Source organism: Cupriavidus sp. 05N39, assembly GCF_056397325.1.
Genome location: NZ_JBFTNE010000033.1, coordinates 64,702 through 87,990, shown reverse-complemented (window position 1 = coordinate 87,990; position 23,289 = coordinate 64,702). Strand labels below are relative to the sequence as shown.

Here is a 23,289-nt window from a genome sequence, read left to right as displayed (position 1 = left end):
TCTCTGATCGGCGCTAGGTCCGTGGCGGCGGGACGCGTTGAAAGTGCGCTATCGCTCACGTGTTATGCAACCACTACCGGCTTGCTGCGGCAGCCGTCTGCTAGGCCGAGGCGTTGGATGGGCCCACGTCGTGTAGGCCGTTCTGCCAACGCCCTTCAGGTTGGCCGCAGACGGATATGGGGGAGCTACATTCGCGGTTCCATCACCTCCCATGGAGCAGCGGCGCTTGGGCATGTTGGCGCTAGCCTGAGTACCGGCTGACTTACTACTTGCCACATGGCGAGCAGCGACTGTCTTGAGGAATTCGTTGCAAGGACATGAGCGGTCCGCCCGATCACAAAATCTGCATTCTTGGACTGCTAGCACGATGCTTTAAAGGTAGGCGTCCCTGGGCTCCGACTCTTCACATGGGAGGAACGTCATAATCTAGCCCATAGCCCCCGAGATTCGGAAAATGCTTGGTCGCCGCCCTTGCTTGCTGGACTTGTGAACTGGTGCTAGGGGGATTCACCGGAAGTCCAAAGGTCCACGGTTGTCACGTAACAACCGTCAACACGCACAGGGCTCTCAGGGCTCGTGCGCATCTCCGAATCGATACGAAGCAACGGCAAGAACAATTCAGAACGAGAACGTCCATTCAAATCGACGGCTTGATGCGCAAACAGATGCAAACCAATAGGGCCTGGATAACTAAACGCCCAGTTCGTAGTTATTATCCGGAAACGCATGGCGTCGTCCTGAGTGGGCTCCCAGTGGCGGTTGGATAGCTAACGCTGTACGCAAGGCTGTCGGCCCGAGCAATGTTCGTGAAAGCACCAAATTGGTACGGATCGCCGACTCAGAGATTGTTGCAAATCGGATCGATGTGGAGTCCACCGCCCAGGGCCGGTTGTTACGTGACAACTGCCCAAAGCCGGCCCGCCCAGGCGGGCGTGACCAAGTCGATGGATGAGCGTCAGGAAGTTGTTACGTGACAACCACACCCCATCTGTAACACTACTTGCCTCTAAAAAATGTGACGCATAAAATTCCGAGAATATTCCAGGAGCAAGTATGCCCGCATTCACAATAGCAGTTGCGAACCAAAAGGGCGGCGTCGGGAAGACGACGCTTAGCCTAAACTTGGCCTCGGCTTTTCAGGCTGGTGGCAGCGAAGTGGCACTAGTGGATGCGGACCCACAGAACACGTCACTGCGGTGGGCTACGAGCGGCGCGGAGCCCCTCCAAGTTTCGGTCACGAGCCTAGCTCCCGCTGGTGAGAAAATAGGTAACGAGATCAGGAAGCTCCAGAGCAAATATGATCTCATCCTGGTGGACTGCCCGGGCAATCTGGAAGACCCGAGGACGCCAGAAGTACTCAAGGTTGCTGATTTCTGTCTGATCCCCATGGGGCCCTCGCCAGCGGACCTTTTCAGCACCATGGCCATGATTCGTGAAGTAGCAAACGTCCAGCGTCGAGTGAATCCAGAGTTGGCTTCCGCATTGATGCTCAACAACATCAACGGCAAAACTCGAATGCGAGAGGAGATCATGACCCTTCTCCGCGATCAGGACGTAGGAACTTACCTTCTAGCCAGCCAGATCGCGCAACGGGAGATCTATCGACAGATCTTCGCACTTGGCACCACAGCTCACGAGTGCAAGCGCTATATGCGCGGCGTCAAGGAGGCTAGGGCAGAGATTGAAGGCCTCGCCTTAGAACTCTCGCAGTACATCGCTCAATCTCGCGAAAAAAAGGTTGTAAATGAATAAGGAAAATAATCAAAAGAAGGCGAAGCCCGCTGGCAACCTGTCGCTCGCTGCTGGCCTCCTGAAGGGCTTGAACAACGAACGGGCCGCCTTGGACCAGCGCGCTCAACCAGAGGAGAAAGCGCAAACGCCTCTAAGCCCGCGACCTTCCGCAGCAGCCGAGCCAATAGCCGCCATTGCGATCCCCGTGTCCCCGGCGACAGCCAATGGCAATCGCTTTCCTATCCTCATTGCAGATTGCATCTCGAATCCATACAACCCGCGTGAGTTCTATCCTGAATCCAAGGTCCAAGAACTTGCCCTGACACTGCAGCGTGATGGACAGATTGAGGCGATCAAGGTCACCCAATTGCCGCAATACCCGGGCAAGTACGTTCTAATCGACGGGGAACGACGTCTTCGAGCAAAGCGCTCTTTGGGAGAGAAGTTCATTGATGCTGAGTTGCGATCAGACACAACGCCTACCGAACTCTATTCAATCGCCTATCGAGCGAACAATGACCACGAGCGCCAAACCATCTTTGATGATGCAATTGCTTGGCGGCGCGTGCTCGAGGAAAAGGTCTTCGTGGAACAAAACGCGCTAGCGGAGAGAGTCGGTCGGGATAAGGCGTATGTCAGCAAGGTACTGTCGCTGAACGCATTGCCGCGGCCGATACTTGAGCGCATGGCGGAGTTTGCAGATAGGGTAGGGCTCCAGGCCGCCTATTTCATCAAACTGATTTTTGACAAAGCTGGCGAAGAACAAGCGACGCGAAATCTATCTGCCGTAATTGATGGTAAGCGAACCGTAAGACAACTCGAGCTCGCCGTGAGGGATCTTACGACGCCAAGCTCATCCGGCAAGAAGGAGCGAGCCCGCTATCACCAACGATATGACTTCAAAACCGACGGCCAATCTTTTGGTCAATTGAAAACGTTTCCTGATGGGCGAATCAATCTTGAACTCGTAGAGATTCCTGCCACCCAACAGGAGGCGCTTGCCGATAAGCTAAAGGAAATCGTCGAGTCCTTCACCAACGCAAAGCCATCGGCTTCTACTTCAGTCTAGGCTGAGAGTGGCGTCAGTGGACTCCCGCCGGATTGCAACCTGTAGGGCATGTGAACGACAGGTGAACACGCAGCACGCTTATGTCCGGCGCGTTGATGCGAGTTGCCCTAATCCACGTTGGATGGCGCAATTGGAAGGGGCAACGCCGAGCATCTGCCGAGGCGGGGCAGGGGTACGCATGGGCAGCATCAAAGTGCACATTGACGATACAGAATGCTGTTGACGCCGTAGCGCGGGTCCACCTTGAGAAGGTAGCAGCTTACGCCAAACCACCGAAGGGTGTTCGGGTAGCGCATCGTCGGGTGCGATCCAGTCAGGCTTCCCGGCCTCGACATCGGCGAATTTGGCCGCTCTGCCTCTCCTGGCCGCGTACAGCGCGACGCGGATCGGCCCGATGTGCTTGCTCATCGGGTGCGGGTGCGGGCGCTTGATCGACCGCACCGCGACGTCAGCGTCGCGCCGGGTCAGGCTGGCCAGTTCATTACCTGTATGGAGTTCGTAGCTCAGTGCCGCTTCCAGCGCCACCCCCATCTGCTCGGCGGAACGCTATCAGGGATAGGTGACGCACGTCATATTGGCACGGGGGGCGGCGTGCTCGGCCAACTGAGTAACCAGCTCCGTTGCGAGATGGCCCGCACGCGTTCCCTCGAACGAGAGACGCTAGCCCTGAAGCCTTCTGATAACGACAAGCTGAAACTGCGCGATTTCCTCGTGGACCCGCCGCCATCGGAGGCCATTACCCCAAACACACCACAGCCCGGCACAGTAAATTCGCGGTTTCTATCTCTGATAATCTCCGTTATCACATATCAGACCAAGCCGGAGAGACCCATGATTGAACTGCCGACCGCCATCCCCGATGTCGACGTGCTGCTCGCGCTCGAGCCGGAGGAGCTGGCCGCCAAGGTACTTTTCCTGCTGCGAAAACGGCAGGAGGCCATGTTCAACCTGGGCAACCTGCGGATGGAGCTGGGCATGACTGGTCATACCCAGTATCCGCGCCACCGGCTGGATGAAGTCGACCTTGCGCTGGCCGAGGCGTTTGCGTGGCTCGAAGCGCAGGGGCTGCTAGTTCCCGCCGAGGGCATGAACGGGAACAATGGTTTCCGGCATCTGAGCCGGCGTGCGCAACGCTTCGAGAACGAAGCGGCGTTCACCGACTACCAGACTGCCCGGCTGCTGCCGAAGGAACTGCTGCACCCGGCGATCGCCACGACGGTCTGGCTGTCGTTCATGCGCGGCGCCTACGAGACCGCAGCGTTCGAGGCAATGCGGGAGGTAGAGATTGCTGTGCGAAAGGCCGCAAGCTACGGCGACTCCGCGCACGGCATGCCGATGATGAAGAAGGCCTTCAATCCGGAGAGCGGGCCACTCACGGACTATACCGTTGACGTCGCCGAACGCGAAGCCATGCGTGACCTGTTCGCCGGCGCAATCGGGTCATACAAGAATCCGCACTCGCACCGGCACGAGCCGATCGAGAGTCCGCGTGAGGCCATCGAGATCATCCTGCTCGCGAGCCACCTGCTGCATGTCGTCGATGCGCGCGTTGAAGCGATCAAGGCGGCTTCATGAACCAGCTCGTCACGCCCAATGGCATCACCATCGCAGCCGGCGAGCGCGCCGGCGTACGCATTCTCGAATTCTTCGCGTCGGCGACCCGCAACCCGCATACGCGCCGCGCCTATGCGCGCGCGGCGGGCGAATTCCTGACGTGGTGTGCCAGCGCGGGCGTACCATCGATCACGGCCGGTCAGCCGCTGCACGTCGCGGGCTGGATCGAACTGCAGACGCAGACGCTGTCGGCGCCGACCGTCAAGCGGCGGCTCGCGGCGATCCGCCACCTGTTCGACTGGCTGGTCACCGGCCAGGTGGTGCCGGTCAATCCGGCCGCGTCGGTGCGCGGGCCCAGCCACAGCGCACGGCAGGGCAAGACGCCGGTGCTCGAGGCGGCCGAGGCGCGGCAGCTACTCGATGCCATCGACGTGAGCACGCCGGCCGGGTTGCGGGACCGCGCGTTGATCGGGTTGATGGTGTTCTCGTTCGCGCGGTTTGGCGCGGCGCTGGCGATGCGGGTCGAGGACGTCTACGTCCAGCACCGGCGGCTGTGGGTGCGCCTGCGCGAGAAAGGCGGCAAGCGTCATGAGATGCCGTGCCACCACACGCTCGAGGCGTACCTGCACGCGTACCTGGACGGCACCGGCCTCGGCGCGGACGGGAAGGGGCCGCTGTTTCGCACCCTCCGGCGCGGCACCGGCCAGCTCAGCGCGACCCCGCTGCCGCAGGCCAACGCCCATGCGATGATGCGGCGCCGAGCGCTTGCAGCCGGCATTGCCACCCGGATCGGCAACCACACATTCCGCGCCACCGGGATCACCACCTATCTGAAAAACGGCGGCACGCTCGAGAACGCCGCCGCGATGGCGAACCACGCGTCGACCCGCACCACCCAGCTCTATGACCGGCGCCGTGACGACATTAGCCTGGACGAGGTCGAGCGGATCCGTCTGTAGCCATGCGGGGCTTAGTCCAGCAAGCGCCCTAGCGCCCGTCTGTGACCGGCGCTAGGGCTCGCCTATGTTTCCGTCAAGCGCCGTTGCTCTTCAGTCTGCGGCTCACGATCTGATCCAGACGAGTTTCAAGACGAGTCGCTGCTCCTGGTTCGACGGCCCGAGCCGCAGCGACACGACCACTCAGTTCGTTAAGCGAGGAGTCTTGGCCGACTGCGATCGAATCTTGAATCGCCACGATGGAATTATGATGTTTGTTCCGCAAACGAAGCTGGTCACCATTCCGAACTGCGCCAGTGATGATTGCGGCCTTTCCTGGCGGCACGACAGCGTCTTTCGTCGGTTGGGTCCGAAGGCCTTGACGGCTGACCAGAGCTTTGACTTGGAAGAGCATGGTCTTTGTCGCGCGCATACCAGACAGAGTCAGGTCATCAACGTACAGCGTCATCGTCACGCCTTTTGCCGAGCAAAGCTTCTCGATCTCCGCGAATAACTGGCGATGAGTGAAGTAAGAGAGCAACGGGCTGATGCAACTGCCGGTGGGTAGGTGGCCGTCCGCAGTGCAAACCGTTGCCAGCAACCGTGCAACGTCATGAGAACATCCCAAGTCCTTGTGGAAGAACGCCTTGACGTGCTGGTAAGTCGTGCTTTCGAAGAACTTTCGAATGTCCATTGCAACCACTGCACCGCCGCTGCCAACGTGAGCGCGGGCGTTTGTGACGTGCGAGCGCCTCTTGGTCGCTGAGTGCAGGAAATCTGGCCGTTGAATGCTGTCCAGATGCCTAACGATGCGATAGTGAATCCGTAGCGTGGCTTCTGTCGGCTCTTGAATGTGCCTAGGCTCTTTGCCAGGTTTCGCTTGATCGTCGAACCGATTGTACGTTGGGGCCGTGCAGGTCGCTTCAAGATCCTCAACCGGGACGCCGATCAAGGCCGCTAATTTGTGAATGCTCGACAACCGCCAGAGCGGCGATCGCTCGATAGGGTAGCGTGCCGACTTGTTCTTCCGCAACCGTGCACGCCCGACCGTCTTCTCACGCCTATGCGACTGTTTCTTCATCGGCGGCTACCCAGTCGAGGACTTTCAAGATCTTCGCTGCCATCGCAACGCGGATCTTCTCGCTGCGTCGGCCTGAATCCAATTGTTCAGAGAACAGCATCAGGCTTGAGACCGGTACGTCGAAGATGGCGGCGTAGCGATTGAGCAAGTCAATGGTAATTGCGTGGGCCTTCTTACCCGATTCAATCTCCGACAGATAGTTGTTGGAAATTTCCAGACGCCTTGCTAAGTCCTCTTGGGTCATCTGGTGGTATCGGCGAAGGTGGCGTAGAGCCTTATGTAGCATTTGATCGCCTCCATTCAAAACAACTAGGACTAGGCAGGGGTGTCGGCCGTCACCCCGTCACCAACGATCGAACAGCCGCGCTACCGTAACTGCGAAGCGCAGCCATCCCATCAGCAGTGACAGGGTCTTGCGACTCATCAGGACTCGCCTAAGCTTGCCCAAGTTATGCCGCGAAGACTTTCCGGCTGACTGTCGTCCCTGGTTGGGTATGGTCTTTTTAACCATGGTGATTCCTCGTTACCCCTTGGCAAAATTGCTTCGGKACCAGTACGTAACGAGAAGCGAAGAGGGACGACTTTTCCCCTGCCTATCCGTTTCCGCCCGCCGCACCAGGCGGCGGGCGGGGGCGCCCAGAACGCGTGTCCGGGGCAATGTTTGGAGAGTTGCCTCTCCGCAGACCCAGAACAGCAGGTCCGGGTAATGCGCTGGCTTTGTCTTCAATTCCAACCAGATTCCAGTATAGGACAAATTTCGCTGGCAGCGAAATTTATTCGCACTCAGCGAATGCATGCCCTCTGCGATGGGTTCGGCCAAGATGCCGTGTAGTTGGCAGACGGAACCCGAGACCCATCAGGCCATCCGCAAGCTGCCCACCCGTCAAGCGACTGCGGCGCTCAAGCTCTATATCGCCCTTTACGTGCGCGCGTCTGACGCTGAACGACCTGGAGGCGCTCACCGGACTGTCGCGACCGATGGTGGTGGTGGCAGGCCTGCGCCAGTTACGGCAGTTGGACATCATCGAGGTTCTGGAGAAGCGCCCGGCGGGTATCACCTGAAAGCGTATGAAAACGCCCGCTACTGGACCAGGCTGCTGCGCGCCCCCCTGTATGGCCACCCGAGCGCCTACCAGGCCGACTTGCGCGATTTCATGGGCTTTGCAGGCATCGCCCGGGCCGAGGACTTCCGCATCGTCACGCGTGCGCACGTGCTGGCCTGGCGCAAGACGCTGGAGGCGCGCGCTATGCCGCGTCGCGTGGCTTTTGTCGCTTGCTCGCCACAAACGCACTTTTCGCCCAGAAACCCCGCCCATTGTCGTTCCATGTTGGCTAAGATACTATCCATATCATGCAATTTATATTCCAAACAAAGGATGAATGGAAAATGCGCTCACCGCTGGATGCACTCGTAACGGAAAAAGCCCTGCACCTGATCTCTGGTAGTGGGAATGCCGACCTGGCGGACCATCTCGGGCTGACCGATCAGGTCGAGACTTCGGGCCAGATCAAGAACGTTTGCGCGAAGGTCGCAACGGAATTGGCCGAAGAAATCGACGGCATCGTCGGCCTGCTGGGCATCAGCAAGCGGCGATTCCTTGAGGCTGCGATGATTGAAGCCGTTCAAAAAGCGAAGGGCATTCTTGACGCGGAAGGCGTGTGGGAATGGCTGGATGAAAACAAGAGCGCCCACGGCTGGTGCCGAACCGAGGGGAAGATTTGACAATGGCCATGCTCAATGGGACCGTCCAGAATGTCTTTGACACGCCAGAGAAAAAAACATGGAAAAACTCCTCGACGTAGTCATCGCCATTGGCAACTGGTGGGAGAACACGACTCCACGAGACTTGGATCCGGACGAGCTCGTGACGCTGAAGCGATCGGCGCGCTTGATCGCCTTCTATTCGGTCGTCTCTCTCATCCTCTTCGTCCTAGCCTTGTCGGTCGAGCGAGATGGGCCCGAGGCCACTGGCTACATGCTTCCTTTCGCGACGATCCGTGCCTACTTCCTAACGGGGATACTCCTCGCCCCGATTGCATCGATTGGCATGCTCCTGTTTCACCTAGCTCGTGGCGCTTGGGCCTACCGTCGTCTCAACCGAGATTGAAACTGACCTTGGCCACACCACGGAGGACGAAATGATCTCGCCTGGGACGCAGGCGGGTGCGAAATGGCGGCACACTGGAGAACGCCGCCGCGATGGCCAATCACGCGTCGACCCGCACCACCCAGCTCTATGACCGGCGCCCGACAACATCACCCTGGACGAGGTCGAGAGGATCCGCCTGTAGCCATGATGCGACGGGCGGGTGGCCTAAAGCTCCATGCCGATAACACCAGTTATCGGCATGGAGATGAGGGGAAAAAAAGCCACCCAAGGGCGGCGTTTTGTGGTCTTGGGTCCTGGCTTACTGCCGGAACTCGTACACCGGCTCGCCGACGGGCGCGGCCTGTGCGTCCGCTACGCGCTCCAACGCCTCCAGGGCGTCGAGCTGCGCCGCCAGGCTGCCGAGCGGCTCACCCACCAGCCGGTACACCTTGCGCAGATGATCTGGCCGGATATACCAAGGGCCCTTACTGCAATCAAATTGCAAGAATCCCTTGCCCCGGGGCCCAGGTCACCAGTCGTGACACGGGCTGTAATGGTCCGGATAGGGGTTCGAACTTTGCCCCGGCCCGAAAGGGCGCAGACTTCCGCGAAGTAGTAGCTGGCGCGGGCTGGAAGTCGCATGCCGTGCGCAAGAAATGGAACGCCCCAGTGCCATCACCGCGCAGCTGGGGCGTTAGGACGTTTGACCCCTCTTGGGCCGTCCAAGCCAGCGAGCCGCCGCTGAACTGGGCCGCCTTATCGTTACCAATTTTGGCGGAAAGGCCTATTTGTTGTCCTCTCTGGCATTCCTGGTCAGAGGTGCCGCAAGCGCTGCGATTCTCACCGTGCGCTCGTCTTCTTCGCTGAGGGGGTCGCCATAGTAAAGCTTCTCGACGGTGTCGAGTAGGTCCGAGACAGCACCATATTCGCAGCCAGCATCCTCGAAGAACTTAAGCCTCTTCGCATCGTCATCATCTATGCGCACGGATTCGCGAGATGTTGGAAGCGATCCCGCCGATTGCGCAATCCCTTGTTGAAGATCCTTCAGCAGATTGCCAGCCGATTCGTTTAGCAGCGTATTTGGCACTGCGAGCTCGATTAGTACGCCTAGCGTATGCGTGAACCAATCAAGGTCCGTTCCATAAGCTGGCATGGCGTGAACATCGGCGATATAGCGTACTGCATGAGCGATCACATCGTCGCTTTCGCGCTGGGTTCGGACGAAATCCTGATGGCCCTCGGCAATCGCATAGAATCGGCTCGCGAGCATTTCGACGACGTCACTGGAGTTACCACCGTTTTTCCAGAGAACTTGCTTCGCCAGGTATTTGCAGGACTCCAGCAAGTCTTGATCGGGAAAACTATTTCCAACGTTCATTATTCTGTCTCAGTTCGTCCAAATAGTCCGCCCAGCGCTGCATGAGGTCGCGGCGTTAATCGAGCCACTGTGTGCGATTGTAGGCGCGGCCCAAGCTGTCGCGAACTTCATGGGAAAGCTGCAATTCAACTATTTCCGCAGGGATCTGCAGTGCTTCGATGGTTAGTGTACGCGCTGTCGCTCGCCATCCGTGGGGTAGGGCGGTAACTGCAGCTTAGGCTGCGTCRATCGCTGCACCGCCATTCACAACAAAGCTCAAGAGATCCTCTGCGGAAGGATCGCCCCAGGTATCAATTACAAGCCAACTGAAAAAGCTTGTCTCAGCGAGCTTTGTCGAGCGCTTCCCGGCGATAATCTTAAGATTTTTGGTATCGACCGTTCCATTGTAACGATCGATGAGAACAGCCTGGTCATCAATAGAAAGCTCGTTGAAGTACTCCCTGGCTCGAGGGATCTCGGAAGCAATGTACCGCGCTCGCACGTCACTGGTTGTGACCTTCTTGCGAGGCTGTGGCTTTGCGGGATCGGCAGTCTTAGTAGTCGGTGCCTGCCAACCTGACTGCAATGCCTTCCTGAAATACGCCGCTTCATTGTCTAGCGAAGGGGCGTTTTTCTTCGCTTTCCTAGCGCGAGTATATTCGATGGCGGAATTCACACGGTCTTCGCCATACTCAGCAATCAGCTTAGCARCCTCTGAGCGCGGCACCTGAAGTTTTGCCACTTCGTCTAAAAGAGCAATCTCTTTTTCGTTGACGTCCGGTTTAGCCTCAGCCTTACGGTTTACCTTGAATTGAATAGCGACAACTGATCGGCCGTTCTTGTGTTCAACGAGTTCTAACAGATGATCCGAAATTTCATTCACTTCTCGGACGCAAGGGACGATCACCTTACTCTTGAAGGCTTTGTATTCCGCATAGGATTGTGTTCCATTGTCGAGGCCTAGGATCAGTTCCCGAAAGGTCTGCAATGGGAACTTTGCGGTAATTCCGATGGCTTCATAGCGCACCGTGTTTTCCCAGAGCGCCAAGGAGTGGGCGCGGCGGAACTGTCTCGTTATGCGCATATCAATAAGCGCATATATTTCTGGATTCAGAAGCTCTGTCCGTATCTGATCCGAGAAGGAATAACGAAGCTTAGGACCTTCGATTTCTGCTCCGGCGAGCAAACCGGATGACTTCCATATGTTTCGTTTGTCCGGCGTAAGAAAGTCCCAGTTCACTACAGTGCTGATAAGCGAATTCAGCGTGTCCTTGACGTACTGGCTGTTGTTGCTATTAAGTCCGATATCATTTGAAAGGCTGCCGGCTGTCATTTCGAAGAGCGTCCGACCCTCATTCTCTTCGTTTTGGCTGATCGCATTCTTGATTAGCGAATTGAACATCTTGCGCTGCTGGAGCGAGATGATGCCGGACCGCGGGGCGATGTGGATTGCTTGAACAGCTTTTCGGAATGGCTCAGGGGACTCTACGGTCTGGAAGAGGGCGATTTGAGTGTCCGTAGGCGGTGTGCGATTCTGTCTGGCCATCGATGTGGTACCGAAAAGTCCGCCATAGGTGTAAAGGCGCCGCGATCATATTACACCTTGGTACCTTCAATATCAACGTCGAAGTACACCTTAAGGACCGCTGCGATCCTGCGCCGTGTTTGTGGTCAATCGTGGGGCAGTTTCACCTGTACTGTCCGGCAGATTCTCTCAGTCATCGGACCGAGCCAGTATACGTAGTTGGTTAGGGCAGGAGCGGGAGGCTATAGCAGTCCTGGTTGAGGCTGAACCATCCCATAGACCGGTACCTATGCCCGTGTTTGAGAGGCTTTTCAGAAGACACCTGCCGTTTACGTGTTTACTTAACACTTTATTACTTTAGTAAACCTTTAGAGCCTGGAGAGCCGCATAAACAAAGGGTTTCCAGCCCGATAGGTACCCTGCTATGGGGTGAAGGTACCCAGAAATGGGAGCTGAGGTATGTGGATATGGGACTGACGGTACCTTCCAATGGGAAGAAAGGTATGTGGATATGGGAGACAGGTCCCCGTTTATGGGAGCTGCTCGCCGGCCTGAAATTTGGCAAAAGGTACCCGTTTATGGGGGCGCCCTGAAGGCTCCTGAGGTACCCGCCTATGGGAGAACTCGTAGGTAGCCGGCTATGGGATCGGTTTTGGGGTGAGTATCGACTTCCTTTTGGGGACCCAGGCGCCGATAGGTACCCACCTATGGGACTAATTGCTCCGGGGATGGTAAGTCGTGTTCCATGAGCGCCAAACGTCCGCAAACCTAGCGTAGACAAGGCTTCGCGGGATTGCTTATGCCCCACAAGTCATCGCGGGGAAGGCCGTCCACAAATTAGTTCAAGCAGGTTTAGGTGCCGGCCTATGGGATTGTGACTCGGCACTCCCCCAACGTAAGTATGTGACCACTGTTGCTGAAACAGGCGAAATTACATGAGGGCTGGCGGTCGCCATGGTGGAAAGGTACCCGGCTATGGGAATTTCAGTCCTTTGAGCACTGCCGCCTTACCATAGACGGGTACCTTTGGCCGCAGCGAAAGGTACCCTGTTTTGGGATGAACTTAGGTGGAATGCAACGCGCCGGCGTTGTCGTGTGAGTGACTGTCTGGATGCGCGGTGGTATCGGGAAGTAGTGGATGATGCCCTATAAGGCACTTCGGACGCGGTTTTGGGGTGATTCGCTCAGCCCTCGGAAACGCGCATGGGGAAGCTCGGGGAGCAACAAAGGATGCCTATCGGCAGTCGGCCCGCGATCGCCGCATCTCGGGCGCGTACTCTCCCGTTGCCGGGTGTGTACGGGACATGCACCCTCCTCCAGTGAGGGCACCGTTCCGGCAAAAAAAAAAGCCGACCCCGTCGGGTCGGCGATGTGCAACAGGGGACTCTTGTCGTTAGGAGAGATTTGCCGGGCGAGAAGTGCCCGTACATCACTTTAAAGGTACGTGAGCCTGCCGGGCGACACTGAAGAAGCCGCGCCACCAGCAGCACCAGGCATCCCAACGGCTGAAACACTCGCCGTAATGCGCGGCCGCCTCTTCGCTCTCGCAAAGCGCCCGGTGTGCCTCATCGGTCGCTCGCATTAGCAGTGCTGAAATCGATCTCATCAAATCTAGCTCCTTGCTGGGCAAGTGCGCGGCGGTTTGGCTGCCGGCGCCCTTACGTTGTCTCGCCAAGGTTTATGCGGCAACCCGCAGATGCGATGCCCTTAGCCATAGGTCGGAATAGTCTTCGCCCTCATTCTTCGGCACGTGCAAGCGCACGCCGAAGCCCCCGGTGACCAGTCTGGCCTTCAGCAACTCGGCATAGTGTTCACCTGGTCGCCAGCCGTGCTTCGGGTCGAGCGGATCCCGGTCGGCGCAGATGATCACCTCATCGAAGCGATCCCGCGGGATGTCGGCAACGGCGAGGTTCCCGGCATTCACCAAGCACCAGACCTCGATGCGATTGCCAGTGGCTGCCACAAGGGCCAGGCCGGTTTCGATACCTTCGCAGACGATGACCTTCCGGCTCCCGGTAGTCGGACAATTCAGACGGATGGGTGCGCCGGCGAGCTTCTGGGGACTTGCCATCTGCTTCTTCACATCTGCGAATGGCGCCTTGTAGCCATCTTTGCTCAGGTAAGTGCGGTGGAGCGTGACCGGTGCCCCATCTGCGCGCCTTGCCCTGGCCAGCATGACCGGCCAGTCGCCACGATTCACCGGCTTGCCTTCATCGTCGGTATCCCAGTAGGCCATGGCCGGGTGATACCGAAGATCGGGCGAGAGCCACGCGAGTTGCAGGCCGGGCACCCGCCGGCTGAGGTAGGCCCACACTGGCGAAGTCTCCGTGATGGCCACCGAACCTGACCAGGCCGCGTTCAGCTTTGCGCGCTTCTTTCTGGCCTYGGCTTCCACCTTCGCCGTGAGGCTGCGCTCGTCGTTGCGGGCGGCTGGCCTCCCTACCGGGCGACAGCATGCATCGTCCTTCAGGAACTCAAGCGCATCGCGATCGCTCATGCCAGTGAATGCGCGCAGGAGCGTGTAGCCATTGCCGGCGCCACAGTGGTTGCAATAGTAGGTGCCGGCGTCATCCTTGTTGTCAAAACGGAAGCGGGTCTTGCCCCCACAGAGAGGGCAGGGTCCTTGGCGCTTCGATAGATATTTCACGTCGAGTTGGGCGCGCGTGAGCACCTTCACCCAGTCGATATCTTTAAAGTTCAAGCTCATCGTGTTCTCCTGCCTCGGAAAGGCAATTCAAAAGCGGAGAGACCACTGCTGAGGTGCAGAGGCTTTTCTGAAGCGCAGCGCGCATCAGGAAAGCCCCCGTGAGGGGGGAGGGTTGAAGAAGCAGCGGGTAGGCCCCGAAGGGCCTGCCGCACTGCGCGTCAGCGCCGGAACGGAATGCCGTCAAGTGCCTTACAAGGCGCGAACGGAATATCGTCATCCATGTCCTCGAAGCCGCCGCTACGCGGCGCGCCACCACCGCCATAGCCACCAGACTGCTGCCTGGGCGGCGGTGATGGGGGCGGCGTGCGGGCGCCACGACTGCTGGGTGCTGCGGCGCCGTTCTGCCGGCCGCTGTTGTTGGACGCGCGTGCCGGCGCACGCTGGGCTTGACTGCCGTCGCCCTCATCATCACCGCTCGACGCGCCCGTTGAGCGGCTGCCCAACATCTGCATCTGCTCGGCCACGATTTCGGTGCTGTACTTTTCCACGCCTGCCTGGTCCGTCCATTTCCGGGTGCGGATGCGCCCCTCGATGTAGACCTGCGAGCCCTTCTTGAGGTACTGACTGGCGATCTCGGCGAGCTTGCCGAAGAACGCGATGCGGTGCCACTCGGTGGCCTCCTTCATCTCGCCGCTGGTCTTGTCCTTGTAGCGATCAGTCGTCGCCAGCCGGATGTTGCTGACGGCGTCTCCGCTGGGCAGATAGCGGGTTTCCGGATCTGCACCCAGATTACCGACGAGAATGACCTTGTTGATGGATGCCATAGATTTTCCTTTGCTTACTGCTGTTGAATCACGCCGCGAGTGAGCGCACGTGCCGGAGGTCGAACTCGTTGCGATGGGTATCGATGAACTTCCCGACTTGTTCGGGATGCGGGACCTGGACGGCAACGCGGCCGAGCATGCTGATCTTCACGGTGTCGCCGACGCGCACATGGCGCTCCGAGACCAGCTCCGCGAGGTGCTCGCCACTGAATGCCTTGCGGCTGCCGTCGTGCTTCTCCAGGGTGATCGTGAAGGACTGATACGGCTTGCGGCCGTCCGGCGTGAACTGACGCACGCCCATGTCGACAATGCGGCCCACACCGATCTTGATCGGCTTCTTCCGGGCTTGCGGCGCGATTGGCGTTACCTTGAGGGGGCGAGGCTTGGCAGACTGTTGTGCCGGCTCTGACTCCGGCGCCGATGCTATCGGCTCTGGCAACTCGTAGCCCGCGGCTTCCCAAGGCGGTGCGTCTTGCCTTGCGCTCGCATCGGCCAGTGCAGCGTTGACGTCCACGCCATGCAACGGGTGAACCGTCGCAAGCGCCGCCTTTGGCTGATTCCGCGTTGAGCCGGATTCGCTCTTGAGCATCAGCTCGGTGAGTGTCACCGCGCTGGGAATGCCGAAGGGCAGACCGGCTTCCTCGAACTCTGCTCGGGTGAGGATGCCAAGTTGCTCGCGGGCCTGGCCCACTTCACCGGGCAGGACCCGGCGCACGTGGTTGGCGTACTGGTAGAAAAAGACCCGCTTGCGCGCGATCTTCCTGACTTGCACGCACCGTGCGCCGATGCTCTCGGTTGCGGTGAAGGCCGGTTCCGGCGCAATACCTGCTGCAATCTGCTTCATGCTGCGGGGGCGACGCGGCGGCTTGGCGACAACAGGTGCTGGCGCCGCTGCTACCGGAACCTGGGACTCCATAACAGCTGGCGCAGGCGCTGCATCTTCCAGTTCCTCGTCCTCCAGCGTTTCATCGCCACGTTCGCCACCAAACTTGTCTCCGATCCAGCCGATGGCCTTCTCCGAGCGTTGCTTGCCGGCGACCAGGGCGTACGGCAGCAAGATCAGGAACACGATGATCCAGAGCAGCCGTGCGGGCATGCCAATTCGATCTGCTTTCATTATTGGTTTCTCCAGTTTCCGAGGTTGACGTATTCATCGAGCTTGAGGGCCACATCCGCGGCCTTGGGTTCACCTAGCGCCATCCGGATCACGCGAAACAGCTCGCGCAACTCGCTGTGCAGATTCCTGGCCATGCTTCGACGGATACGCCGAACATCGAGGTCCAGTTCATCGCACACGGCGTCGAACGGGGTAATGGCGCGGTGATCGAACAAGTCGAAGGCCCAGCAAAGGGCATCGAACAGGTGGATCTTTTCTTCCCAGAGGTTTGGCATGCCGAAGAAGTCGGAATCCTTCTTCGCGGCCCGGATGTCTTTGGTGGCGCTGTAGGCCACGATGGCGTCGCGGACGCCGCCCCAGAGGGCGGTGGCGATGCCGGTGCAGAACTTCGCGAGATCGTTGGACGACATACTGTCGACCGAGATCAGGTCAGCCTGCGTGCCTTCGACTTTGGGGACCCTCGCGGGTCTTTCTGCAACCTGTTCGCCGAACAGGTCGAGCAATTGCTCTGTCATGTTGTTCTCCGTTCTTGCCCATGACTGGGCGCTAAAAAGTCGGAGGCACAGCCTTTCCCTGCGGCGCGTTGGGGCGGCGCCGGGAAAGCCTGCTTGGATCCATGGCAGGAGAGGGCGGCCGCCAAGGCGGTCCGCGGGTGGAAGACAGGAGGGGCCTGTGGCCCCTCCTGATGAATGTCGCTGCTAGAGCGACTGGATGTGGATGATGGCGTCCGCCATGGCCGACAGCTCCGGCGTCTGCGTGATGAAGAACTCGCGTTCGTATCCACCGGCCGCTAGCACGGCACGTTTCATGGCGATGAATTGCCGTTTGCGTTCCGGATCGAGCGGACCGTCCACCTCGTCGGAGAACAGCGTCGGGAAATGCATGCCGGTGCTGCACGCCATGTGCAGTGCCAGCGCGCGTACCAGGCACTCGTTGACCCAGACCTTCTCGCCGCCGCTCATTCTGCCGAGCGGCTTGATCTCGCCGCGCTCGACATCCGTGACGTGAATTTCGAATGTCTCCCGCACGGTGCCGGTCTGCGTCGTGCGCTGCGTCACCATCTGCACCGCGAAGCGACCACCGTAGCAATCTTCCAGCAGGCGGTTGCAAAGTGCCGAGATGGCAGGGCCGGCGTCATCGATGGACAGGGCGATCAGGCCGTCGTTCGACAGGCATTTCGCCAGTAGCGCCCAATAGGCCGCTTCGTCCGACAGCGCAATGCACAGTGACTGTAGCGAGGCAGCGCGTGCCGCGACGGCCGTGGCTTCCGCGGATTGCAGCTGCAAGCCATGGAGCTGGCTCTGCGCCTGCGCTTGCGTGCGCTTGGCTTTGGCCAGGATCTGCTCGGCCGTGGTGACGGCATGCTGCGCCTGTTGCAGGGCGTCGCTGCCCATCACGCGTGGCAAGGTGGACAGCAACTGCGCCAGGCTCGCGAGCTTCTCGGCGTGGGCCGCGTCAGTGGCCTTGCGCTTCGCTGCGGCTTCCTGATCGACTGCCCCGATGCGTTGGGTCAGGCCGGCCAGTCGCTGGTTCAGTTCCGCCTCGGTCGCGGCAATCTCCTGCAGGCGTTGTGTGGCGATCGGCAGGGCCTGCTTGGCGGCGGCCAGCGCGTCGCGCTGGTTGGCAACGCGGCTCAACTGCAGGAGTTGATCGTTCAGCGCGCGGATTTGCTGATCCAGTTGGCGGGCTGCCGCATCCTTGCTTTCCAGCTCCGCGATGGCGGTGGTGAGGGCAGCGCTGCGAGCCTTGCTGGCCTCGAATGACTTACGCATGTCCTTTAGCTGGGCGACCTCGCCCGGCAGGGCGGTCTTGGCGGCCATCGCGTTGGCAAGCAGCGGGCACTTGGGTTGCAGCGCGCTGCCGGCACACGGCACGTCATCGGCCAGCTTGGCATTGACTGTCATGTACTGCACGGCCTGGTTCTTCGCAGAGCCGTCCGCGATCGTCTTCTGATGCGCTGCCGACACCTCGGCCAGTTCCTTGCGGCGCTGTGCCAGGGTGGCAATAGCCCCGTTGAGCGCCTCCCGTTGCTGACTAAGCGCCTGGAGCTTCGCCTTGGCTTGCGTAGTAGCGCCTTCCGCCTGCTGAATGGCTGGCTCCTGAGCCAGGATGGCTTGCCGCGTGTTCTGGTCATTGCGCAGCCGCTTGGCCCCGGTGGCAAGGCCGGCGAGTTGACCTTGGGCCTGCGTCTGGGCTTCCTGGAGCTCGCGCTTGCGCGCGGCCACCTCGGCGTCGATGCCGGCTTGCTGCTGTGCGGCCTCCCGGCCGGCTACCTGTTGCTGTTGCTCGAGCTGTGCGCGTTGCTGGCGGACCGAGGCCTGCGCGTCGAGTTGCGCCTGCGTGGCCGCCAGTGCCGCGCTGGCCTTTGTGACGTCCGCCTGCGCCGCATCGACGTTGGCGGTTGCCGCAGTCAGCTGCGTGTCGGCTTGGACGATCTGGCTGTCCAGCACGCTGGCGCGAGACGCCGCCGCCATCACGAGGCGCAGATCCTCCTGTGTGCGCCCGCGTTCCTGGTTCAGCAGCTTGCCGACGGCGCTTGCCTTGGCGCCCTCTTCGCGAATCTGGTCGTGACCGAGGATCGACGAGAGGAGTGACTTCACGTCGCCGGCGTTCATCGCCGACAGGGACGTGCGGGATTGCGTGGAGAAGTGGGCGGTGAAGAACACTTCGGGCTTGCCGAGCAGATGCTCCACACAGGCATCGTAGGTATCCGTCTTGCCGTCCGATACCGTGCCGTTGGGCAGGTTGACCGGGACCCATTGCTCTCCCTGGCGGACGGTCAGGTAGGCGTCCTGCTTTTTCGTCTTGCCGGATTGGCGAAACACCAGGTCGGTGCGGAACACTTGGCCATCGTGCTCCCATTCGAGCATCTTGGCGGCCTGCACGCCGGCAACGTGATCCCAGTACGAGAAGCCGTTGGGTGTGGGGGTGGTGGCGTGGTAGGGCATCACCCGGAACGGGTGAAGGTTGTCCATGATGGTGGTTTTGCCGGCGCCATTGGGGCCAGCGATGGCAACGAGGGTGGTGGATGCATCCAGGTGACGCAGATCGAGGGTGATCTCGGGCTTGCCTAAGCCGGACTGGATACCAATGAAATTTTCGAGGCTTAACATGCGTGGTTTCATGTTCAACTCCTGCCGCTGGTGCGGCGAATTGGAAACCACGGAGACTGATCGATAGGCCCGGGCGGGCGCATGGATCAATCCGCAACATCTATATACAGTGCCGGTAGGCCCGGCTTAGCCCTAGTGTAAACGCAATGCAATGTGCCGGGGAAACTCGAAACGGTGGCGAAATGCAGCACGAGTTGGGATGCTTCTGCTGGGAGTCCAGAAAGGGAAACAGCCACCGAAGTGGCTGTTTCGCGTTGCAGAGCAATCAAACAGACTCGTTCTTGCTGCGGTCCTTGGCTTTTTCTGCACCGTCCAGCATTACCCAGCAGAGGGTGCAAAATGCCACGCCAAAAGCACTGACAAGTAGCATACCGAGCATCTCATTCTCCCTTGCTTAGAAGGACACCTGTTACAAATAATATCACGCCCCAAAAATACAGTAGGACGTAGCGAACTACGCCGCCGGTCGTGAGCGGTTCACTGCCGAACGCCAGGGACGTGGCCGCAATGATACAGGCGGCCGACAGGGTATGCGCCAGGCGACCAACCGATTCAAGCTGCTTCACGGTTGGGGCGCGGAGCGCCTGCTTGATGTGTTGCAGTAATTTCATTGGGTCTGCGGGTTAGCCGCGCAGATCCGTCCCCTTGCGGGTGCGGACCCGCAAGGGATGGTTGTAAAAAGGCGGCTGCTTACCGGACCATTGGCGTCAGCACGCGGGTTGCCCCGCGTCCCGTCGCTTCCTGTCTGGCGTCGGCAATACCTCGCTCAAAGGCCGCTTTCAGCGATCCGTGTGCGGCGACTTCCGGTGGCAGTTCGGCGCCGTAGCGGCCGACGACGTACGCGGCCGCGATTGCTGCCTCCAGATTGCCGTCGTCGACCAGCTGGGCCGATATCGCAACCCACCGACGCGCAGTGTCGTCATGGATTTGCGCTGCGGTTTGCACAGCGTGATCTGCCGCGTTGACTGCCGAGCCGGCCCCAGTTGTGGCCGCCCTTTGACGGAAGCCAGCGCGTCTGTGCAGTAGCGCTGCGACGAAGATGAAAAAGATGCCGACATGCAAAAAGATGACACAGAGCATGCGAAGCAATGTTGCGTTGGCGCGTGCGAACAGGCGTTTATCGTGAGTCATGTTTACTTCTCCTGAGACAAATAGAAAGCGCTGGCCGACACGAGGGCAGCCTGCGGTTGAGGCGCCGCCGTGAGGCAGGCGATGTGGGTTGGGGTTGTGACTACCGTTGCGGGAATGCGTGGCGTTGTTCCAGCGCCAGCCATTGCCGGAGCCAGCCCTTGCGTTCGGCCGGCGAGGCCTCGAACCACTGGCTGTTCTCGCTATCCATAAAGCCGAAGAACAAGCCGGCGGTGTCGCCGCTGGTGATGCCCGCTGCCGCCTGGAGCGGTTGCAGCGCGCTGTCGAGGTCCGGGTTGTCGGCCGCGGACTCCATCATTTCGGCGGTGATGCCATTCAGATCCATGTCGGAATCTCCACGGTGTGGCGCGGAGCCCGCCCCTTGCGGGTGCGGACCCGCAAGGGATGGTTAGGAATGGCTATGTGTGTCAGGGGGGCGGTGGTTGGATGCTGCCGTGTCGCCGTCAGGCTGGCATCGGGCAACGCCGGCATCATCCAGCGCCTCTGCGACCAACCAGACGGCACTGTCAAGGCGCGCATGGCTGATCTGTAGCGGCGTGTAGCACTTCCAGACTGCTGCCAGCGCCGTCACCTGCTGCGCCTGCAGTTTGCGCAGGCGCGCGTTCTCGGCGATGAGTTCCTCTTGTGTCATTGCAGGACTCGTTCGAATCGGCTGGGTGCTCACGTCGCCAGCTCCCAGCAGAAGCCGTCACCCACGACATACGCGGCGACGGCCTCGCCATTCACCGTGATGGAGATGGGGTGGGACTTGTCGATCTCCGTGCCGTTGAGGATCAGAACCGCATCCTCGGCCTGGTTGTAGTCGATGCCCGGCATCAGATCGACGATCCGATGTACGGACGCGAGCGGGAACAGCGGTGTGACCCAGCCGTTCCAGTACTCGCCGTTCCAGTAGGCCTCGAGCCTGGTGCCTTCTGGCAGCCATTCGCCGGTCACCTCGACGAGTCGTTGGTCCGGCAGGGCGGCCGGTTCATGATGGAGACGGGTGTCGCGGTTGTCTTTATGTTGAGGGGACGTGATCGATGAGGGTGTCTGGCAGGACCGGCTTTGCAAGCCCGATCCTGCCGTGGGTGCCGTTAGGCAAACAGGTCTTCCGTCACCCAGGACGGGACGTCGGAATCGATCGCCGGCGGTACCGGAGCGGTCGGGTTGTCGGCGGCGGGTACCGGCACCTGGCCAAGCGCGTCGGCGGTGTCTTGCGCGGCTTCCCGCGTCTTGATGCGCTGGATGATGCTGCTGGCGATAGCCTCTGGAGCCTCGACCGACAGTGCCTGAAGCCGGTCGCACAAGGGCTCGAAGGGTGACTGCGTTTGCTCGCACCACATCTTGACCTTGCCGTCCAGGCTCGCAACGGTGGAGATGCCCGCCGCGCGTTGCCGCTCGACCACCAGGGTCTTGCCCTCGATCTTCACTTCGGCCGCGCTTCCCAGCGCAGCCTTGATTGCCGCGCGGTCCACCGACTGGAGGTGTTCCTCGTCGACCAGATAGCGCACGCGCACAAAGGCGCCGGCGCAGCGCTGGCCCAACTCGCGGATTGCCTCCAGATCCGGAGGACCGTCGAAGTGCAAGTCCAGCGTGACCCGCGCGGGCGTCACGAAGACCGCATACTCGGCTTGCCCGGGACGGATGTCCCAGATCAGGGCGGACTTGTCGCCATCCTCGCCGTAGTGAAAGCGCCCGATGGAGCCGGCGTAGGCAACCAGTTGCCGTCTGCCGGCGAACTCACGCCGCCACTCTTGCTGCTTATGGATGTGGCCAAGTGCGACCGCATCGGTGTTGGCCTGGAACAGCGAGCCCAGATTGAACTCGTGGTCCTGGCCTGCCATCGGCACGCCGTGCTCGGTCAGACAACCATCCACTGTGCCGTGGCCGATCAGCAGCGTCGGCACGCCTTGCGCGAACAGCCGGTCATTGACGGTGCCGAACAGGGCCAGCAGCTGATGGAGCGCCTGGCCAACCTCGGCCGCGGCATGTTCCGCGCCGACCGTGGCGATCAGGTCTGCCTTGTTGACGGTCGGCAGGCACGTGACCACCAGATCGGCGGGCGCGTCCCATGTCAGCCCGTTGCTGTGCCACTGGCCCTGCACCAGCGCGATTTGGCCGATCCGGTCCGCAACGGCAATGGGATGCCGTGCGCCAACCAGYTCCAGGACGCGCAACAAGCCCGGGGGCTCGTGTGAGAAGGTGCCTTGCAGCAATAGGACCGGACAGTGATTGGCCAGTCGCTGGATCTGCTTGGCGAGTTCCCGGAAGGCCGGTTCGTGCGCGTCGAGCGCGTGGTCGGTCGCGTCGCCGGTGATGACCGCCGCTTGCGCGCCGATCTCGATCGCGTGGGAAACCGCCGCCGCAAAGCAGCGGTTGGACTCTGCGAGATGAGTTGCGGTGTAATGCAGATCACTCATGTGAGCGATTTTCATGGGAGTTCCTCCTTGCCTGCCGCGTTCGCGGCGATTGGAAAGCGAGGGAACGGCTTTCCGTTGCGCGCTGGGAAAACGCACAAGAGAAAGCCCCCGAACGTCGGGGGAGGGCGCGGTACGAAGGCACGCGCGAATCGTTGGGAGGGTGGGGGGAAACGGTTGCCACGATCAGGCGGTCGTCGATCCCGCTGACTCACAATCGTCGCAAGTGTCGGTGAGGCCGCAGAAGGGACATTTTCTCTGCGCCAACGCAGTCTCATCCTCCAGGCCGAGCTGGATCTCGTGCGCCGAACGGTTCTCGCTGTGGATCTCCCGCCAGACAGCCGGGTAGTGCTTGCCGTCGGCGTGATACGGGGTTGTCGCGATCCGGCGCCAGTGTTCGAAGGCCTCGATGTCGAGGATCTCGATGTCGCACGCGCTGCACAGCYTGACGCGATCGCATGCGTTGGCATTGATGAAGGCGTACCGCAGGAGCTTTGCCTCGATCAGTCTCGCAGCCCAGAGCCGCCAGATGGCCTCGGCCTCTGTGTCGGTCTCGGCGGCGATCAGTGTCGCGCACAGGCGGACCCGATTGCGATCGTGCGCGCGCGCTTGCAGCACCGTAAAGATTGCGGTCATGTTTACCTCGCGATGGAATAGGTTGAGCGCCCCGTGCCGGTTGCCGGCACGGGGTTCGCGGT

General features: G+C 60.3%; 23 protein-coding genes and 1 pseudogene. 7 read left to right on the top strand and 17 right to left on the bottom strand.

The window, feature by feature from the left end:
• Positions 1-1,053 precede the first annotated feature (1,053 nt).
• The 4 genes from AC1DN0_RS17670 to AC1DN0_RS17655 all read left to right on the top strand — a co-directional run bounded on the left by AC1DN0_RS17670 (position 1,054) and on the right by AC1DN0_RS17655 (position 5,313).
• Positions 1,054-1,752, top strand: a complete 699-nt coding sequence (locus AC1DN0_RS17670; RefSeq protein WP_477103181.1) for an AAA family ATPase — start codon at positions 1,054-1,056, stop codon at positions 1,750-1,752.
• The gene (locus AC1DN0_RS17665; protein ID WP_477103180.1) at positions 1,745-2,800 is read left to right on the top strand and encodes a ParB/RepB/Spo0J family partition protein; all 1,056 of its coding nucleotides are present in this window, start codon (positions 1,745-1,747) and stop codon (positions 2,798-2,800) included. The genes AC1DN0_RS17670 and AC1DN0_RS17665 overlap by 8 nt, the downstream gene beginning before the upstream one ends.
• 396 nt (positions 2,801-3,196) lie before the next feature.
• Entirely contained in the window at positions 3,197-4,375 is a 1,179-nt protein-coding gene (locus tag AC1DN0_RS17660) for a TIGR02391 family protein (RefSeq protein ID WP_477103179.1), read from the top strand.
• Positions 4,372-5,313 (top strand): tyrosine-type recombinase/integrase, encoded by a 942-nt coding sequence (locus AC1DN0_RS17655; protein ID WP_477103178.1) that lies wholly within the window; start codon positions 4,372-4,374, stop codon positions 5,311-5,313. Before AC1DN0_RS17660 ends, AC1DN0_RS17655 begins: the two co-directional genes overlap by 4 nt.
• Before the next feature lie 73 nt (positions 5,314-5,386).
• On the opposite strand, the gene AC1DN0_RS17650 is transcribed toward AC1DN0_RS17655, so the two are convergent.
• Both AC1DN0_RS17650 and AC1DN0_RS17645 read right to left on the bottom strand, forming a co-directional pair.
• Positions 5,387-6,370 carry a reverse transcriptase family protein gene (locus AC1DN0_RS17650; protein ID WP_477103177.1) on the bottom strand — a complete coding sequence of 328 codons (984 nt, stop codon included), beginning with the start codon at positions 6,368-6,370 and terminating at the stop codon, positions 5,387-5,389.
• On the bottom strand, positions 6,351-6,656 hold the full coding sequence (locus AC1DN0_RS17645; RefSeq protein ID WP_477103176.1) for a helix-turn-helix domain-containing protein: 306 nt from the start codon (positions 6,654-6,656) through the stop codon (positions 6,351-6,353). Before AC1DN0_RS17645 ends, AC1DN0_RS17650 begins: the two co-directional genes overlap by 20 nt.
• Positions 6,657-7,721: 1,065 nt before the next feature.
• On the opposite strand from AC1DN0_RS17645, the gene AC1DN0_RS17640 reads away from it, so the two are divergent.
• The 3 genes and pseudogenes from AC1DN0_RS17640 to AC1DN0_RS17630 form a co-directional block, all read left to right on the top strand.
• Positions 7,722-8,093 (top strand): hypothetical protein, encoded by a 372-nt coding sequence (locus AC1DN0_RS17640; RefSeq protein ID WP_477103175.1) that lies wholly within the window; start codon positions 7,722-7,724, stop codon positions 8,091-8,093.
• A gap of 58 nt (positions 8,094-8,151) precedes the next feature.
• A complete protein-coding gene (locus AC1DN0_RS17635; RefSeq protein ID WP_477103174.1) occupies positions 8,152-8,478 on the top strand; it encodes a hypothetical protein in 327 nt (108 codons plus the stop codon).
• Positions 8,479-8,534: 56 nt separating this feature from the next.
• Positions 8,535-8,662: pseudogene (locus tag AC1DN0_RS17630) on the top strand (tyrosine-type recombinase/integrase); the annotation flags it as partial.
• Between the two features lie 117 nt (positions 8,663-8,779).
• Here AC1DN0_RS17630 and AC1DN0_RS17625 read toward each other — a convergent pair.
• From AC1DN0_RS17625 to AC1DN0_RS17555, 15 genes are all read right to left on the bottom strand, one after another.
• On the bottom strand, positions 8,780-8,965 hold the full coding sequence (locus AC1DN0_RS17625) for a hypothetical protein (RefSeq protein WP_477103173.1): 186 nt from the start codon (positions 8,963-8,965) through the stop codon (positions 8,780-8,782).
• A 279-nt stretch (positions 8,966-9,244) separates the two neighbouring features.
• Positions 9,245-9,838 (bottom strand): hypothetical protein, encoded by a 594-nt coding sequence (locus AC1DN0_RS17620; protein ID WP_477103172.1) that lies wholly within the window; start codon positions 9,836-9,838, stop codon positions 9,245-9,247.
• Between the two features lie 214 nt (positions 9,839-10,052).
• Positions 10,053-11,363, bottom strand: a complete 1,311-nt coding sequence (locus AC1DN0_RS17615) for a RepB family plasmid replication initiator protein (protein ID WP_477145878.1) — start codon at positions 11,361-11,363, stop codon at positions 10,053-10,055.
• 1,657 nt (positions 11,364-13,020) lie between these two features.
• Complete coding sequence (locus AC1DN0_RS17610) at positions 13,021-14,049, bottom strand: DUF7146 domain-containing protein (RefSeq protein WP_477145877.1); 1,029 nt, start codon at positions 14,047-14,049, stop codon at positions 13,021-13,023.
• Positions 14,050-14,207: 158 nt separating this feature from the next.
• A complete protein-coding gene (locus AC1DN0_RS17605; protein ID WP_477103169.1) occupies positions 14,208-14,813 on the bottom strand; it encodes a single-stranded DNA-binding protein in 606 nt (201 codons plus the stop codon).
• Between the two features lie 28 nt (positions 14,814-14,841).
• The gene (locus AC1DN0_RS17600) at positions 14,842-15,909 is read right to left on the bottom strand and encodes a hypothetical protein (protein ID WP_477143606.1); all 1,068 of its coding nucleotides are present in this window, start codon (positions 15,907-15,909) and stop codon (positions 14,842-14,844) included.
• Between the two features lie 20 nt (positions 15,910-15,929).
• Complete coding sequence (locus tag AC1DN0_RS17595; RefSeq protein WP_477103167.1) at positions 15,930-16,445, bottom strand: hypothetical protein; 516 nt, start codon at positions 16,443-16,445, stop codon at positions 15,930-15,932.
• A 183-nt stretch (positions 16,446-16,628) separates the two neighbouring features.
• A complete protein-coding gene (locus AC1DN0_RS17590; protein ID WP_477103166.1) occupies positions 16,629-19,043 on the bottom strand; it encodes a hypothetical protein in 2,415 nt (804 codons plus the stop codon).
• A gap of 380 nt (positions 19,044-19,423) precedes the next feature.
• Positions 19,424-19,654 (bottom strand): hypothetical protein, encoded by a 231-nt coding sequence (locus AC1DN0_RS17585; protein ID WP_477103165.1) that lies wholly within the window; start codon positions 19,652-19,654, stop codon positions 19,424-19,426.
• Between the two features lie 79 nt (positions 19,655-19,733).
• A complete protein-coding gene (locus tag AC1DN0_RS17580) occupies positions 19,734-20,174 on the bottom strand; it encodes a hypothetical protein (protein ID WP_477103164.1) in 441 nt (146 codons plus the stop codon).
• A 100-nt stretch (positions 20,175-20,274) separates the two neighbouring features.
• Positions 20,275-20,517 (bottom strand): hypothetical protein, encoded by a 243-nt coding sequence (locus AC1DN0_RS17575; protein ID WP_477103163.1) that lies wholly within the window; start codon positions 20,515-20,517, stop codon positions 20,275-20,277.
• 63 nt (positions 20,518-20,580) lie between these two features.
• Complete coding sequence (locus tag AC1DN0_RS17570) at positions 20,581-20,823, bottom strand: hypothetical protein (protein ID WP_477103162.1); 243 nt, start codon at positions 20,821-20,823, stop codon at positions 20,581-20,583.
• Between the two features lie 29 nt (positions 20,824-20,852).
• Entirely contained in the window at positions 20,853-21,245 is a 393-nt protein-coding gene (locus tag AC1DN0_RS17565) for a hypothetical protein (RefSeq protein WP_477103161.1), read from the bottom strand.
• A gap of 23 nt (positions 21,246-21,268) precedes the next feature.
• On the bottom strand, positions 21,269-22,609 hold the full coding sequence (locus tag AC1DN0_RS17560; protein ID WP_477103160.1) for a metallophosphoesterase family protein: 1,341 nt from the start codon (positions 22,607-22,609) through the stop codon (positions 21,269-21,271).
• Between the two features lie 168 nt (positions 22,610-22,777).
• On the bottom strand, positions 22,778-23,227 hold the full coding sequence (locus AC1DN0_RS17555) for a hypothetical protein (RefSeq protein ID WP_477145876.1): 450 nt from the start codon (positions 23,225-23,227) through the stop codon (positions 22,778-22,780).
• Positions 23,228-23,289 lie beyond the last annotated feature (62 nt).